Source organism: Cohnella ginsengisoli (genome assembly GCF_029525555.1).
Lineage (GTDB): Bacteria > Bacillota > Bacilli > Paenibacillales > Paenibacillaceae > Cohnella > Cohnella ginsengisoli.
Window position 1 is genome coordinate 2041331 of sequence record NZ_JAPDHZ010000002.1, and the last position, 16389, is coordinate 2057719.

General features: G+C 60.2%; 9 protein-coding genes. 3 read left to right on the top strand and 6 right to left on the bottom strand.

What is annotated here, in order from left to right; all coding sequences use genetic code 11:
• Positions 1-466 precede the first annotated feature (466 nt).
• The 3 genes from OMP38_RS09620 to OMP38_RS09630 all read right to left on the bottom strand — a co-directional run bounded on the left by OMP38_RS09620 (position 467) and on the right by OMP38_RS09630 (position 8566).
• Positions 467-5923: an S-layer homology domain-containing protein gene (locus tag OMP38_RS09620; protein WP_277564877.1), complete on the bottom strand. Its 5457-nt coding sequence runs from the start codon at positions 5921-5923 to the stop codon at positions 467-469.
• A gap of 246 nt (positions 5924-6169) precedes the next feature.
• Complete coding sequence (locus OMP38_RS09625) at positions 6170-7504, bottom strand: ABC transporter substrate-binding protein (RefSeq protein WP_277564878.1); 1335 nt, start codon at positions 7502-7504, stop codon at positions 6170-6172.
• A 552-nt stretch (positions 7505-8056) separates the two neighbouring features.
• A complete protein-coding gene (locus tag OMP38_RS09630) occupies positions 8057-8566 on the bottom strand; it encodes a carbohydrate ABC transporter permease (RefSeq protein WP_277564879.1) in 510 nt (169 codons plus the stop codon).
• Between the two features lie 146 nt (positions 8567-8712).
• On the opposite strand from OMP38_RS09630, the gene OMP38_RS09635 reads away from it, so the two are divergent.
• On the top strand, positions 8713-8922 hold the full coding sequence (locus tag OMP38_RS09635) for a hypothetical protein (protein ID WP_277564880.1): 210 nt from the start codon (positions 8713-8715) through the stop codon (positions 8920-8922).
• Here the strand turns inward: OMP38_RS09635 and OMP38_RS09640 are convergent.
• The 3 genes from OMP38_RS09640 to OMP38_RS09650 form a co-directional block, all read right to left on the bottom strand.
• A complete protein-coding gene (locus OMP38_RS09640; RefSeq protein ID WP_277564881.1) occupies positions 8891-9697 on the bottom strand; it encodes a carbohydrate ABC transporter permease in 807 nt (268 codons plus the stop codon). The genes OMP38_RS09635 and OMP38_RS09640 overlap by 32 nt on opposite strands.
• A 147-nt stretch (positions 9698-9844) precedes the next feature.
• Positions 9845-11230 (bottom strand): ABC transporter substrate-binding protein, encoded by a 1386-nt coding sequence (locus tag OMP38_RS09645; protein ID WP_277564882.1) that lies wholly within the window; start codon positions 11228-11230, stop codon positions 9845-9847.
• 399 nt (positions 11231-11629) lie between these two features.
• Positions 11630-12547 (bottom strand): ArsR/SmtB family transcription factor, encoded by a 918-nt coding sequence (locus OMP38_RS09650; RefSeq protein WP_420869604.1) that lies wholly within the window; start codon positions 12545-12547, stop codon positions 11630-11632.
• Between the two features lie 129 nt (positions 12548-12676).
• Between OMP38_RS09650 and arfA the strand changes: the two genes are divergently transcribed.
• Together arfA and OMP38_RS09660 are read left to right on the top strand one after the other, a co-directional pair.
• Positions 12677-14188 (top strand): arabinosylfuranosidase ArfA, encoded by a 1512-nt coding sequence (arfA, locus tag OMP38_RS09655; RefSeq protein WP_277564884.1) that lies wholly within the window; start codon positions 12677-12679, stop codon positions 14186-14188.
• Between the two features lie 292 nt (positions 14189-14480).
• Positions 14481-15683, top strand: a complete 1203-nt coding sequence (locus tag OMP38_RS09660) for an IS256 family transposase (RefSeq protein WP_277564084.1) — start codon at positions 14481-14483, stop codon at positions 15681-15683.
• The last annotated feature ends 706 nt before the right edge of the window (positions 15684-16389 follow it).

Genomic DNA, 16389 nt, shown 5'->3' on the forward strand with positions numbered 1-16389 from the left:
CACTCGCGCTTCCCGCCTTCGCAAATCGTGGTGCTTCGCCTTCACTCGCCGCGGGTCGATTAGCTTCATAAATGCCATAAATGCTTCTAATCTCCTTCTTAGTTCCGCCCATTAGCGGATAAATGAAAAGTGCAGTTACTTCGAGTGGCAGGGGCCTTAAGGAGTCACGTTCGGGACAGTTAACTGCAGATTCACAGCTATATTCCTTGATTGCGAATGTTAAGCTGAATGAACTGCATTTTTGCAGCTATCGCCTCCCGGCCGACATCTGAATTCAGTTTCAGTCTTCGGCTTCAGTCTTCGATTCCTGACTTCGACTCCAACTTCTCCCCGCCCCCCTCTCGCCTACCATCCACTTGATCGCCGGATTCGGGACTGCCAAAGAGGCGATTGCCGAAATACCATGCTGACAGCGAAAAAACGCCAAGCCCGCGGCTTGGCGTTTTTACATCGTATTTGCACGGCGTTACTTTTGCAGCAAATTGTACACCGACTGCGCCGCTTCGGCGCGCGTCGTCACGCCCTGCGGCGCGAATTGCCCTGCCCCCCGGCCCGACAGCAGGCCGAGCGACGAGGCTTCGGCTACGAACGGCGCCGCCCAGGCGGCGATGCGATCCGCGTCGGCGAACGTCGCGCCCGCGCCCGCGGCTGCCGCGGTGCCATGCCGGTAGCGGTACGCCTTCACGATCATCGTCGCCATCTCCTGGCGGGTGATCGCGCCGCTCGGGTCGAACGTCCCTTCGCCGCGGCCCGTCACGATGCCGGCTTCAGCCGCCAGCGCGATCGGCTTCGCGTACCAAGCGCCGGCCGAAACGTCGGCGAAGGACTGCGTGCCTTCGTCCGTCAGCTTCAGCGCGCCCGCCAGCAGCTGCGTGAACTCGGCGCGCGTGATCGTGCGGCCCGGCTCGAACGTCGACTCGCTCGTGCCGCCGACGATTTGCTTCGCCGCGAGCTCTTTGATCACGTCGATCGCCCAGTGCGAAGCCGGGACGTCGGCGAAGTTCTTGTTCACTTCAAGCACCGCGTACTTGCTGAAGTGCTGAATTTGCGCGGTATAGGCGCCGTCGACGTACTTGCTGTCGACATACTGGCGGGTACCGTCACCTTTCAAATAGAAGATGCCGCCGAGCTTCGGATTCGAGACGCCCTCCGCCTTCAGCGTCAGCGTGATCGGCGCTTCGAACGTCGTCACGGCCGTGCTCGTGTCGCCAACCACGACAGTCAGCGTGAACTCGATGACGTCACCTGTCTGCTTTATGGCAGTCGCGACGGTCGAAGCACCAACGGCCTGCGCAGCCGCAGCCGCATCTACCGCCTTAAACGATACTTGCACCTGCGCATCTCCGAGGCGATCCGCCGGAATCGCGGCCGCCAGCTGCTTCAGCACCGCTGTCGGGAGCGTGAGCGACAACCCGTCCGCCTTCAGTTCCAGGCTCTTGCCTTCCGCCTTGCCGAGCAAGCTCGCCGGCAGCTGCGCCGTCTTCGTGCCGGCCGGTAGCGTCACGGATGCGCTTGCGTCGCCTAGCGTCAGCATCGTATCCGTCACCTTCAACTTGCCTTCGCCATCCGGTTGGTTCGTCTCTGTGACCGGCGTCGTCACCGGCGGCACGTACGGCGGCACGTAGATCGGCGCGATGGTGAGACTCGCGGCCACCGTTGCCGTTCGGCCTTCCGCATCCGTCGCCGTGATCGTGAGCGGGAACGTACCGCTGCTCGTCGGCGTACCGGATACCCGCAGCGTCGCGGGATCGAACGCGAGACCCGTCGGCAATCCGCTCACGCTCCACGCATAAGGCTCCGTGCCGCCCGTTGCCGTCAGCGTCAGCACCTGATCGTACGCGCTGCCTTCATTGCCCGATACGATCGCGCTGCCGCCAGCAGGCGACGTGATCGCCAACTCCGCCGTACCCGGATCGACCGGATCCGACGGCGCGACGGTCAGAGAAGCCGTCATTTCCCGAGAAATATTGGCGGAATCCGTCACCCGGATCACGACCTCGTACGGGCTGTCGATCTCCGTGCCCGCAGCCGGCGTGCCGCTGATCTTCTGCGCAGCTGCATCGAGCGCGAGACCTTCCGGCAGTCCCGTAACCGTCCAGATATACGGCTCGGTGCCTCCGTATGCAGCCAGCTGTACGCTGTAAGCCGCGCCGACCTTAGCCGACGGAAGCGTATCTCCGCTCGCCGGCTGGCCGATACCCAGCGCGCCGCCGATGGTCAGCGTGTTCTTGACCGATACCGTCTCGTCGTTCGCGTCTGTCGCCGAGATCGTTACCGTATACGGACGGCTATCCACTGCGCCGTCCGCCACGGTGCCCGTGATCTTGCCCGTCGCGGCGTCGAAGCTCAGTCCCTCGGGCAGACCTGTCACGCTCCACGAGTATGGTGCGGTACCGCCGCTCGCTTCGAGCGTCAGCGTCTGATCGTATGCCACGCCCGGCTTCGCGGCCGGCAGCGCCGCGCCGTCCACCGGCTTCGCGATGTTCACGGCCGTCTGCGTGACCTGCAGCGAATCGATGCGCAGATCGGCGGCGTCGAACACGACGTATACCGTATGCGTACCTGCAGGCGCCGCCGCTACGGCAGCCGATACTTTCTGATAGCCCAGCTCGTTAACCGTCTGGTCGGCGGCCGTCGGCATGACATAGGTCGTCTTGCCCGTGACCGGCACCGCGATCGTCGCGAACGGCTCGGCCGTCGGCGAGTCCGCCCGCAGCGTGATATTGCCGCCCGCCCCGTTCGTACCTACGTTTGCGCTAATCTTCTTCGCGCCCGTGAAGTCCGCCTTCGGCAGCGCGACCCAGGCACCTGCGCCTTTGGACATGACCGCGTAGTATTCGCCCGCGATCTTGTCGCCCTTAAGGCTCTCAACGGTGCGCGCCTTGGAAGCTTCGCGGTAGACGACCGCGTAAGAATCGTACGCATGGTCGAATACGTTAAAAGCCGTCTTGGCATCCAGCGTCGCCAGCGAATCGCCGGAGATCGCGATGTCCTTCGTCGCTCGGATATCCTTGGACGAACGGCCGATCATGAACGTATAGGAGCCGTCCTCGACGATATAATCGCCCTTGTTCACGTCCCAGATCGCCAGGTCCTTCGGATCGACGCTAAGCGTGACGATCTTGTGCTCGCCCTGGGTCAGTTCGGCCTTGTCATAGGCGACCAGCTTTTTGGCGGGCACTTCTTCGCCGTAGGCGGAGCCGTTTTTCCGCGCGTACAGCTGCACGACCTCGGAGGTCGTGATCGAGCCTTCGTTGGTAAGCTCCACGGATACGTTGAACTTCTGATTCGCTGCCGCCGCCGTAGGCGCCGTGAACTCTTTGTACGTGAATTCGCCATAGGAAAGTCCATAGCCGAACTCGTACGTGACCGGCGCGTTCGTATACATATACGTCAGCTTGGCCTCGACCGGATCCGCGTTGAACATGTCGGATACGAAGCGAGGGTCCAGCTGGTCGACGCCCGCGATCGTCGTGTTGCCTTCCGGAATCGAATACTTGTCGATCGCCGGCAGCGCGGACATATCCGCGTACCAGGTCGCGGACAGGCGGCCGGTCGGCGCGTAGTCGCCGAACAAAACGTCCGTCAGGCCCTGCGCGTCGAACTCGCCGGAGTACGGCTGCGTGATGACGGCGGATACGTTCGGGTCCTTCTGAATCTCTTCCATGATAACCGGCGAGCTCGCGAGGAGAACGACGATCGTCTTCTTGTTTTTGGCCGCGAACGCCGCCGCGACGTTGTGCGCGATCTTGTAATCGTCCGCGCCCAGGTACAGGTCGGCGCGGTCGGAGCCTTCGCCGCCGCTGTTGTTCGGATGCGCGCCGACGAAGACGAGCGCATAGTCCTGCGTGTTCGCCATCGCCGCGATGTCGGCGCCGGTGCCCGCTTCCTGCACGACCGTCTTGTCGAACTTGGCGCTATCGCCCCGCGCATTGAAGTTCGCGATCGTGCCGATCGTCGAAGCCGCGGTCGCGATGGCGCCGTCGGCGCCGGTCGTCAGCAGGCGGCCGCTGAATAGGCCCGTCTGAATGGCCAGGCCGCCCGAGACGATCGACACGGAGCTGCCGCCGTTCGATTCGAAGCGGAGCTTGGCCGGTACGGTGCTGTTGTTGCCCAGCGAAGCCAGCGTCGTCCAGTCCGGATTGGTCAGCAGCAGGTTCGCGGTCGCGGTGTTGCCCACGCCCGTGCTGTTCGCGGTCGGCGCCGTCACCCAGAGGCCGTTGGCCTTGGACTTCAGGCTGGCCGCGTTCTGGCCCCAATCGTAGTAATCGAACAGCTGCGCATCGGTCAGCGCGTCGGCAGCGCCCGCGAAGCTCGCGTTCAGCTGCGCGCCTGCGCCCGTGCCGGCCGTGACATACTTGCCGTTCGCGGCCGATTTGAGCGCGATGACCGCGCTGCCGGTCGAGAACTTCACTTTGGACGCGCCGAGCGTATTCAGGATCGAATAAAGCGGCGTCTTGCCCGCGTTTCCGAGCGCCGTCGGCGTCGTCGCCGCGTAGCCGGGCCGCATCCGCATGTCGGCATATGCGCCGACGACGGCTGCTTTTTTCGTCTTGGACAGCGGGAGCGCTTCGTCCGTGTTCTTAAGCAGGACGACGGATTCGCGCGCGGCCTGCAGCGCGACTTCCTGGTGCGCGGCCGTGCTGTAGTCGGTCAGCGTCGTAGACACGTCCTTCGCCTGATTGGCGAACGGATAGTCGATCGGCACGCCGCTTGCGTCGACTTCGTTGAAGATGCCGAGCCGCACGAGCTGGTTCACGATCGGCCGGCCGGCCTCCTCCACGTCCTGAAGCGTGATGCCGTAGAGGCCTTCGTTGACCGCGTTCGCCAAGGTTACGGCGTCCGTCTTGTCCGTGCCGATGGCGCGCACGGATTCGGAATGCGCCAGCACCATCAGCGCGAGCGCATGCTTGCGGTCGAGCGTGTACTGCGCGTCGAACCCGTTGCTGAAGCTCGTATTGAACAGGTGATTCTCGCCGTTGAAGTCCGGCGACGAATACATGCCGTAGCGCGCGAGCTGGCTGCCTAGAATCATGTAGGGCGAGATGATGTTCGGCACGCCGTTGGTGCGTCCGAACGAGGTCATGACGCCGGCGACCGAGCCAGACTCGAGCCCCTTGAACGCCGACGGGATCTGGTATTCGTAAATGGCCCGCGCGCCGGCGTTCGTGCTCGACGTCTGGCGGAACCACTCCGCGTTATACAAGGAAAAGTGCTTCGTGCCGACGACCGCGCGCTGCCAGAAGCCGTCCTGGCTCGCTGCCTGGTCGGTGCCGGCAAGGCCCGACGCCATGTTGTCGATCAGCGTCGCGGACAGATAAGGATCTTCGCCATAGCCTTCGGGCGTCCGGCCGTTGAGCGGATTGACGCGCACGTCGGAGAGCGCGGTGAACGCGATCGGCTTGGACGCATTGGCGCCGTTGTGAATGTTGGCCGTCCCCTGCTTGACGTTCAGCTGGCTGATCTTCTCGCTGCCCATGACCTTGCCGACCTGCGACACCAGCGCTTTGTTCCAGGTCTGTCCGAGGCCGACGAGCGCGGGAAAGTCCGTCGATACCCCGTATACGTTGTCCGCCGCGGCCAAACCGCCGGGAACCGTTTTGCCCTTGTGTCCGTTGTTGTAGGCATCGTCCATGACGAATGTATAATTGTCCCGGAGGCCCGTCGCGTACAAGGCCGCTCCTTCTAGCCCGATGTAGTCGTAGTAAGTATCCACGAACGCGTCGAGATGGCTCGGGTTGCCGTCGAACAGCGGCATGCCGTCGAATACCCCGCCCGATTGCGTTTTGAAGGCGATGGCGCCGCCCGTTTCCGCCGCCGAAGCCGCCGGTGCGTGCGCGCCGAGCGCCAAGCCCGCCGACAGTACGCCGGCCAGCAGCGCGGATACGCTCTTTTTGCCCGTGCGGACGATAGTCTTGTTCATTTGCACACCTGCCGTTTCTCTAAGTATGGATCGATCGTTTCCTGCCGCCGCCTCGGGCCCGATGGCCCCGCGATCTTCATCACTCCCCGTCCGGCGCAGGATCGCCGATGTCAAGTTTCATTGTAAGCGGTTGCTTGATGCGTCATAAGTGCGCCATATTTTGGTTTTAGTCCTTATTTTTAAGACAAAAAAAATCCGTCTCCCCAAGGGGAAACGGAATGTGCGTCCTCGACGTCTCAACCCCGATCAGCCGGAACGGCCGTCCAGCGCCGCTTGCAGCTCGGTCATATAGGCGGCCGGCGTATAGCTTGAATCTTCGATCAACAGCTGCGCGCCTTCCCAAGCCGCCAGTTGGGTGCGCGTATCGAAACGCGCCTCGAACCAAAGCGCGGTCCGCGCGGCGCTATCCAGCTTGCGCTGCACCATTCTGGTGAGCGGCGGCACGCCAGCGCCCGTCGTATCCGCCTTGAAGCCCGTAATCAGGCCCAGCTCGTCCATCGACCGCTGGCCGTACCGCGCGAACGCGTACTTGATAAAATCGCCAAGTCCCTCATCGTACGCCTCGCTGGAAAAGGACGTGGTGAGCCCCGCATTCACCGGGTACTCGTCCAGCGCGCCCAAGCCGCCGGGCGCGAGCGGAATGCTGAAGAAGCCGATCTCTGCAGGCGCGATCCGTCCTTCGACGGTCTTGTTCAGGTCGCGGATCGACCAGCTGCCCGTGTAGATCATCGCGGCTTGTCCCTGCGTGAACGCTCGCATGGCCGAGCCGATGTCGACCGTATTCGGATTCTGCCCGAAGTATCCCTCCTGCGCCATATGCTGCACGGCACCTGCGGCTTCGACGAAGCCCGGGTCCGTCAGCTTCAGCTCGCCGCGGTATACCCGCTCCATCGCGTCCGCGCCCAGCTTGCGGATGGCGTAAGCGTTGATCAGCCGCGTGATGGGCCATTTGTCCTTGCCGGCGACGGCGAACGGCTGAATGCCCGCGTTCTTGAACGCGCCGGCCGCCCGCAGCATCTCGTCCCAGGTGCGCGGCTCGTCCAGATGATAGCGGGCGAACAACGTCTTGTTGTACCAGAAGCCTTCGATATTGAGCTCGAGCGGCAGCGCGTACAGCCCCATGCCGTCCGTCATCCGCTTCAGCAAATCGACGGCGACCGGATTGAGACGGTCCGCGATGCCCAGCCGATCGAACGTTCCCTGCAGCTCGAGCACGGCGCCGCTGCGGATCATGTCCATGAGCGGCTCGCCCGACTGGTAGCTGAACATGGCCGGGAGATCGTTGCTGGCGGCGAGCAGCTGCATTTTTTGCGACAAATCGTTATTCTGCACGCTCTCGATCCTGAACTTAAAGTCCGGATGCGTCTTGGCGTATTCGGTCGCGAGCTCGCCGATGATGCTCGTGCTGCCCGAGCCCGGATTGCCGGCGGTCATATAAAGCACGGGGACAGTCTCGGCGGAAGGCGCCGGCATGACCGGGTTCGCGTCTGATCTGGCGCACCCCGCAAGCGCCGTCGCGCAGGCGACGAGCAGCGCGACCCGCGCCCGGCGGGGAGTCGATCGACTCCAATTGATTCTCATCGATTAATCCTTCATTCCGTTAAAAGTAACCAACAGTAAAAATCGCCTTTATCCCCCGCTCAAATCGCGCAACGATGCGGGAGGCCGATATGCGGCAATAGGGAACCGTGAACAACGTCAAGCCTTCGGCCTTGGCGGGCTTTCACATGGCGCCTATTGAATAGCTGTTAAAACGCCGTTATTTCCTTTGATCACGATCTCCTGAGGACAAATAAGTGTTGAAGCGCAGTTAAATTCTCACCTTCGTACGTTTTGACCCGGTTTTGAACAAATTAAATGCGGTTGAACATTCATCTCCTCCGCAGCCGGGGTCTGCGCGCCGATTAACTGCTTTTGAACAATTATTTCCTCCGCAGCCGGGTCTGCGCGCCGATTAACTGCTTTGGATCACTTATCGTCCCCAGCACCCCGCTTAACCTGCTTAAAACAAGCGCTGATTTCTTACTTTCTGAATCGCGCAAAAAGACTCCGTCCGGAGTCTTCTCATGATAGCCGATATTCGGACGCAAGCATAGCGGACCGGCGGGTTGCTCAAGAACCGGCCCGATACGCTCAGCCTTTGACCGCCCCGACGGTCATGCCGCCGACGAAATACTTCTGCAGCGCGAGGAACGCGAGCAGCAGCGGCAGCGCGCACAGGATGCAGGCCGCGAACAGCACGTTCCACTGCGCCGGGTTCTGCTGGTCGCCGAGGAAGCCGAGCATGGCGACCGGTAGCGGCGCCGCCAGCGTTTTCGTGATGAACACCATGTTGAAGAAATAGTCGTTCCAGATCCAGACGCCCTGCGTGATGACGACCGAGACGGTTACCGGCAGCAGCAGCGGGAATACGATCTGCCAGTATCTGCGGAACATGCCCGCCCCGTCGATATGCGCCGCTTCCTCCAGCTCCTCGGGCACGCCGCTGCGGATGAAGCCGGTGTACAGAAACGTGGAAAACGGCAGGCTGCACGTGATGAACATGAGGATCGGCGTGTACTGGTTCATCGGGATGCCGACGGACTTGATCATCTGGATGATCGGGATGAGCACCATCTGGCCGGGCACGACGAGGCCGGACAAAAAAGAAAATATACAAAAACTTGCTGAGCCGGCTGCGAATGCGCGCCATCGGATAGGCGGCCATCGCGGCCAGCAGGACGACGAAGACGACCGCTACGCCGGTCAGCACGACGCTGTTCCACAGCGCGGTCGGGAAGTGCATGCGCGTGAAGGCCGAACGGAAGCTGGCGAACGTGAACTCGTTGAACCAGTTCAGCGGGTCGGTCATGTTCTTCGGCGACCGCAGCGAACTGGACAGCACGATGATGAGCGGCACTAAGTTGAGAAAGACGAGCGCGAGCAGCGCGACATGGGTGAGCGAGCGCTTGGCGACGGACGCGGAGGTCATGCGGATATCTCCCTTCTGTTCAGCGTGAAGACGAACGCGGCGGTGATGACGATGATGAGCGCGAACGAGATGATGCCGAGTGCCGAAGCTTTGCCGAACAGCTGGTCGGTGAACGCCATCTTGTACATCGCGTAGATCAGCGTATTGGTCGACGTGCCCGGACCCCCGTTGGTCATGACGAACGGATAGTCGAACGCCTTCAGCCCGTTGATGACGCTAAGCGTGACGTTGATCGTGACGGACGTCGCGAGCAGCGGAATCTTGATGAAGCGCACGAGCTTCCAGCGTCCGGCGCCGTCGATTTTCCCCGCTTCGATCAAGTCCGTCGGTACCGTCTGCAGGCCCGCCAGGAAGATGATCGTGCTCGTGCCGATGTTTTTCCAGATGTCGACCGCAATGATGGAGTAAAGCGCTTTGCCGTAGCTGCCGAGGAAGTTCGTATCGATTCCGTTGATTCCGATCTTATGGAGAAAAGAGGCAATCAGTCCCTCGTCCGGCATGTACACGTAGCTCCAGATGAAGCCGACGACGATCGCGCTGAACAGCGTCGGGATGTAAAATGCCGAACGATACAGACCTTTGGCTCGAATATTCGCATTCAGCAGGAACGCGATCGCAAGGGCGACGAAGTTGCCCAGGACGACGGTGACGAACGTATAAATGAGCGTATTGCGGACGGATAAGCCGAGGATTTCCTCGCGGAACAGCGTCTTGAAGTTGTCGAGGCCGACGTAGCTGAACTTCTGGACGTAGCCGTTGTAGTCGGTGATGCTGTACTGGAAAAGCTTGAGGATCGGGAACACCCAGAACAAGCAGTAAAAAAAGGAGGGCCGGGAGCACGAACCAAAACATCGTTTTTTTCATCACGGCACTGTTCATGATGCTTCTTTCCTTTCGGCGTGAATTGCATCAAGGGGGGAACCGCGCTCCCCCCTTAATCTCGCTGGCGATCAGCCTTTATAAAGTTCTTTGTACTTGTCCTGCATCGCCTTGGTGACGTCTTCGGCCGTCGTCTTCTTGCCGCCGATGATCTCCGCAAACTTGGATTGCATGACGTCGCTGACGCCGGCCGGCCACATTTGGTTCGAGAAGTAGAACGCGTGGCCCGTGCTCTGAATCTCGGTCAGCACGTCCTTGAAGATGTCGTTCTTGAGCGTCACGCCGTTAAATACGCTGATGGACGGGTTCGACGCCACCCACGCCTGGAAGAGCGGCGACTGGCCGTCGTACAGGTATTCGAAGATCTGCTTGGCGACGTCAAGATGCTTGGACTTGGCGTTCAGCGCGTAGCCCGCCGCCGTCGCCGCGGATGCGTATACCGGCTCGCCCGCCTTGTTGCCCGGGAGGGAGAAGAAGCCGCGTTCGAAGTCGGCCGCGCCCTTGGCGGTAACGCCCGGCAGATCCCACGTGCCCGTGAAGATCATGGCCGCCTTGCCGTCGACGAACTGCTGCATCGCCTGCGCGCTGGCCATGCCGAGCGAGTTTTTGGACACGTAGCCTTTGTCGTACAGCGTCTTGTACTGGTTGACCGTCTCGACCCACTTGGCGTCGGTCAGCTGCGTCTCGCCGGTCTGCAGCTTCTTGTCGAAGTCCGGATCGGACGGATAGACCGTGTTCGCGGCGAGCTGGTACATGCCGAACTGCACGACCCACGGGTCCTTGTCGCCCATGACGATCGGCGTGACGCCCGAGGCTTTGAGCTTTTCGGATGCGGCGAGGAAGCTGTCCCAATCCTTCGGCACCTCCGCGATGCCGGCCTTCGCGAACAGATCCTTGTTGTAATAGGTGCCAAGGATGTCCATCCCTTTGGCGACCGCGTACGGCTTGCCTTCGTAGCTCATGTCGTTCATGGCGGCCTTGCTCACGTTGTTCCAGAAGCTAAGGCCGGACAGGTCGGCCGCGTAGCCGGCCTTCGCCACTTCGATCGCGCCCATGTTCGCCATGTTCGGGAAGACGAGGAAAATGTCCGGGCCTTCGCCGGCGGCCAGCTTCGTCTTGACCGACGTGTAATACTGCTCGTCGGGCAGCTTCTGGACTTCAAGCGTGACGTTCGGGAACTTCTCCTTGACGAGCTTCGGCAGCGTGTCGAGCTCGAAGTCGGCGCCGTCGGCGGCCTTGGAACCGGAGACGAGCATGCTGAGCGTGACCGGCTCGGCGCTCGCGGCGCTGGACGACGGGCTGGCCGACGCGGATGCGGACGCCGACGGGCTGGCCGCGGACGAGCTCGCGGCGGACGGCGAGGCCGTATTATTGTTATTGCTGCCGCACGCGGCAAGCGCGACGGTGAACAGCGACGCCACGGCGACGCCTGCGACTTGGGATTTCAATGACTTCATGCTTGACTCCCCCCTTATGATCTTGCAGCTTGTTAGCTGCTTACATTTTTCATTGTAAGGGGCGCCGGCCGCGTCCATAAGCGCGTCATTTTTTAGTTTGATTCCTTATTTTTAAGAGGGATTGCCGCTCCGCACTTGGACACGCGGATGTACTTAAAACCGCTGTCGCACGAATTTGCCCATTCCATCGAACCCACGGTCCGCAAGCACGCCAATATTCGCTTCATGCGCTAAAATAACGTCACTACGGTCCGTAACGTTTGTCCCACCTTTGCATCGCGATCCGGTCCTCGCCATGCCGCCCGCCAAATGCATCGCTCCCCCCGCCCCGAACCGGCCAAACCACAAAAAAAAGACCGAGGCGTCAACGCCTGGTCTCAACAAAGGTAACGCTCGCCCTTACTCGTAATAGCTCCGCACGACAATGTCCTGATCGTAATTGCCGAAGCCTTTGCCGTACAGCGTAAGGCCTCCCCGGCCACGGCCCGTATCCTCGGCGGCAATCCGAAGCGTCCAATTCATGGCGTTCGTCTCGATGTCGCGGAGGCCGACGCCGGAGATTTTCTGCCCGTCGACATATGCGCCGTTCTCCTTGATGCGAAGCACCTTTAGCAAGCCGTATTGATTGACGTCCGAATGCCACCACTCCGGCGTCAGCCGTCCCCTTCTATCGCCAAAGTCGCCGGGGCTTGTCCATACGCCTACCGTCTTGCCGCCCAGATCGAAGCGGATGTCCGACGGCCAATTCTCGTTCACGCGCGGCGCCTCCGAACCGATCTCGAGCGAGATCTCGATCTCGTGGAGCCGCTGGTCTTTGTACAAATAGTTCGGCAGCTTGTACTCGACCCAACCCTTGGCCATCCAGAGGATGCCCGCGTTCACGCGCTCCGGGTCCATGAAGCAGACGGGATTGTCGAACTGGCCGACGACCTTCTCCGTCGTCGCGATGCCGCATGTCGGCCAAGCCTCGTAATCGGTATATTGGCCGATCGGCAGGGACAGCTCGTGGCAGCTTAAAGAAGCGGGAGCATCCGGAGACAGCTTGATCTGCAAGAACTCCGTTTTCACGTAACAGAGCTTGTACGTCCCGCCGTCGATCCGCTTCATTCTGCTCCCGACGATGCCGGCCTCTTCGAGCTTGCGAATGTGTCCGCTGACGACCGCGTTGCTCAGGAACAGCTCCGCAGCCAGCTCTTTCACGTGTCTTTCCCGCTCGTATAGTTTATCGATGATCTTTAACCGGACCTCGCTGGCCAGCGCCTCGTAGATGCGGAGCGCGTTCGAATCGGTAGAAAGCAACGATTGCTCACCATCCATTTAGGATTTCGTTTTATTTGAATCCTGTAATTAATGATTGTCTGCTAAATTCTATTATGTTACGAATAATATAGGTTTTCAACGTTTTATTGAATTCAGTTTACACTTAATCCTATGGAGGTCAATCCGATGACAATCCGCTCGCATATGCTGATCGACAAACACTTTGCCGTATCCGCCGTAGATCCCCGGATGTACGGCTCCTTCATCGAACACTTGGGACGCGCCGTTTACGGAGGCATCTACGAGCCCGGCCACCCGACCGCGGACGAGAACGGCTTCCGTCGGGACGCGCTGGAGGCGATTCGGGCGCTTCAGGTCCCGATCATTCGCTATCCGGGCGGCAACTTCGTGTCCGGTTACAACTGGGAGGACGGCGTCGGCCCCAAGTCGGAGCGCAAGCGGAAGCTTGAGCTGGCCTGGTGGACGACCGAGACGAACGCCGTCGGCACGAACGAATTCGCGGACTGGGCGAAGCTGGCCGGCAGCGAAGTGATGATGGCCGTCAATCTCGGCACGAGGGGACCCGACGCCGCGAGAAATCTCGTCGAATACTGCAACCATCCATCTGGCTCTTATTACAGTGATCTGCGCATTTCTCACGGCTACCGCGAGCCCCATCGCTTCAAGACGTGGTGTCTCGGCAACGAGATGGACGGGCCGTGGCAGATCGGCGCGAAAACCGCGGTCGAGTACGGACGTATTGCCAACGAGACAGGAAAAGTGATGCGCTGGGTCGATCCGACGATCGAGCTCGTCGCCTGCGGCAGCTCCTCCCGAGGCATGCCGACGTTCGCCGAGTGGGAAGCGACCGTCCTCGATCTCGCGTACGATCAGGTCGATTATCTTTCGCTGCATGCTTATTACAACAATAACGCGGGCGATACGGCCAACTTCCTGGCCAGCTCGCTCGATCTCGACCAGTTCATCGGGGGCGTAGCTTCGATCGCCGATTACGTCCAGGCGAAAAAGCGCAGCAAGAAAAAAATCATGCTCTCGCTCGACGAATGGAACGTCTGGCATTCGATCGGCACCAGCCGCGCCAGCGAGCGCTGGCAGATCGCGCCGCCCGAGTTCGAGGACGCGTACACCTTCGAAGACGCGCTGGCCGTCGGATGCTACCTGATCACGATGCTGAAGCACGCCGACCGGGTGAAGATGGGCTGCCTCGCCCAGTTGATCAACACGATCGCGCCGATCATGACGGAGACGGGCGGTTCGCTCTGGCTGCAGACGACCTACTATCCGTTTCTCCATGCTTCGAATTATGGCAGAGGCACGGTCCTGCAATCGGTCGTCGACTCTCCGAAGTACGATGCCAAGGACTTCACGGACGTTCCTTATCTGGAATCGGTCAGCGTATTCGATGAGGCGCAGGGCGTCCTGACGATTTTCGCGGTGAACCGTCACCTGGAAGAGTCGATGGCGCTCGACGTGGACGTCCGCAGCTTCGGCGACGCGCGCGTGCTGGAGCATATCGTGCTGGAGAGCGACGACCTGAAGGCTACCAACACGAAGACCGCGCCGAACCGGGTCGTTCCGCGGACCGGGGGCGAGTCCAAGATCGATCAAGGCCGCGTGCAAGCCGTGCTCGGCCGCGCTTCCTGGAACGTCATTCGCATCGCGACGACGAAGGGCTGAGTTAGACAAAAAGACCGGAGCGGCGTAAGGGACCTTGTCCCTCGCCGTTTCCGGTCTTTTCGCTTAATAGCGACGCTCCCGCGCGGCAGTTTGGGCGGAGCTGCGCGGTTTTTCCGTGTAACTGCGCTCCCGAGCGGCGGTTTGGGCAGAGTTACACGGTTTTTCCGTGTAACTGAGTTGAGTCCATATAATTGTGTAAAATGGATGGCCTCTTGAAAATAAGGAGAGCCATGAAATAGAACCTCGTCTAGAATGGAGTTGTCGAGACAACATTCAAGGGAGAGGGCTATTCATGGCTCAGTATCAGATTACACTAGACGAGGCACTATTGCATCAATTGTTTATTGGACAGGCACGTGACGAGGGAGTGGCCAAGCTGCTGGAGACGGTGCTCAACCAGGTGTTGAAGGCGCAAGCAACAGATCAACTGGAGGCCGAACCTTACGAGCGTACGCAAACCCGTCAAGGCCAGCGAAACGGCAGTTATGCGCGAGGATTAACGACACGGGTAGGCAAGCTGCAGCTGGAGGTTCCGAGGTTTCGAGACGGCCAGTTCTCCACAGAGCTATTCGCCCGGTATCAACGTAGTGAGCAGGCGCTGGTGACATCCCTTATGGAGATGGTCGTGAACGGCGTCTCGACGCGGAAGGTTCAGCGGATTACAGAGGAACTTTGCGGTACAACGTTTTCGAAATCCACAGTGAGCGAGCTGTGTAAGCAGTTGGATCCGCTGGTGGAGTCTTGGCGCACGCGTTCCTTGGAGGAAAAGAGCTACCCGTTTGTCATTGTGGACGCCATGTATGTCAAAGTTAGAGAGAACGGTCGGGTGCGCTCCCGTGGCGTGTTAACCGGCTACGGCATCAACGAGCACGGTAACCGTGAGGTGCTTGGAATTTCCATCGACGATACCGAGTCCGAAGCGAGCTGGAGTGCATTCTTTGAGGGCTTGAAGCAGCGTGGACTCCATGGCGTAGACCTGGTCATCAGCGACACGCATGGCGGCCTTGTCCAAGCGATTAAGCATCACTTTCAAGGGGCGACATGGCAAAGGTGTCAGACGCATTTTACGCGAAATATTCTAGATGTCACGCCGAAGGCACTACAATCCGAAATAAAGGCGGCTCTGCGCTCGATATTCGAAGCGCAGAACCTGGAGAGCGCGAGAAGGCTGCTGGAAGAAACGCAAGAGATGTACCAGGAGAAAGCGCCAAAGGCCATGGAGACGCTGGAGCGAGGATTTGACGACGCCACAGCGGTACTGGCATACCCGGAAGAGTACCGGGTAAGAATCCGGACCTCGAACGGCATGGAGCGAGTCAACCGGGAGATCCGTCGGCGAGAATCGGTTATACAGATTTTTCCGAACCGTGAATCGGTTATCCGATTAATCGGTGCCGTGCTCATGGAGCTCGAAGAATTATGGAGCAACAAGCGCTTCATGGACATGACAAGGTACCATGCGTGGCAGAAAGAGCGTGCGAAGAATCAAAAGTAAGCAACAAAATTCGTCGACGAGGATTTTACACATAAATATGGACTTGACCTGTAACTGGCGTTCACCCACGGCGTTCGGGCAGAGTTACACGGTTTTTCCGTGTAACTGGCACTCCTCGCGGCGGTTTGGACCGAGTTGCACGGTTTTTCCGTGTAACTGGCACTCCTTGCGGCGGCTTGGGCAGAGGTGCACGGTTTTTCCGTGTAACTGCGCTCCCGCACAGCGGCTTGGACCGAGTTACACGGTTTTTCCGTGTAACTGGCACTCCTCGCGACGGTTTGGACCGAGTTGCACGGTTTTTCCGTGTAACTGGCACTTCTCGCGGCGGTTTGGACCGAGTTGCACGGTTTTTCCGTGTAACTGGCACTCCTTGCGGCGGCTTGGGCAGAGTTACACGGTTTTTCCGTGTAACTGGCACTCCTCGCGGCGGTGTGGGTGGAGTTGCACGGTTTTTCCGTGTAACTGGCACTCCTCGCGGCGGTTTGGACCGAGTTGCACGGTTTTTCCGTGTAACTGGCACTCCTTGCGGCGGCTTGGGCAGAGTTACACGGTTTTTCCGTGTAACTGGCACTTCTCGCGGCGGTTTGGACCGAGTTGCACGGTTTTTCCGTGTAACGGCGCTCCCGCACAGCGGCTTGGACCGAGTTGCACGGTTTTTCCGTGTAACTGGCACTCCTTGCGGCGGCTTGGGCAGAGTTACACGGTT

Bases quoted from the DNA above. Each gene is read 5' to 3' on its own strand.
- OMP38_RS09620 (WP_277564877.1), bottom strand. From the start codon at position 5,923: ATGAACAAGACTATCGTCCGCACGGGCAAAAAGAGCGTATCCGCGCTG.
- OMP38_RS09625 (WP_277564878.1), bottom strand. From the start codon at position 7,504: ATGAGAATCAATTGGAGTCGATCGACTCCCCGCCGGGCGCGGGTCGCG.
- OMP38_RS09645 (WP_277564882.1), bottom strand. From the start codon at position 11,230: ATGAAGTCATTGAAATCCCAAGTCGCAGGCGTCGCCGTGGCGTCGCTG.
- OMP38_RS09650 (WP_420869604.1), bottom strand. From the start codon at position 12,547: ATGGATGGTGAGCAATCGTTGCTTTCTACCGATTCGAACGCGCTCCGC.
- arfA (WP_277564884.1), top strand. From the start codon at position 12,677: ATGACAATCCGCTCGCATATGCTGATCGACAAACACTTTGCCGTATCC.
- OMP38_RS09660 (WP_277564084.1), top strand. From the start codon at position 14,481: ATGGCTCAGTATCAGATTACACTAGACGAGGCACTATTGCATCAATTG.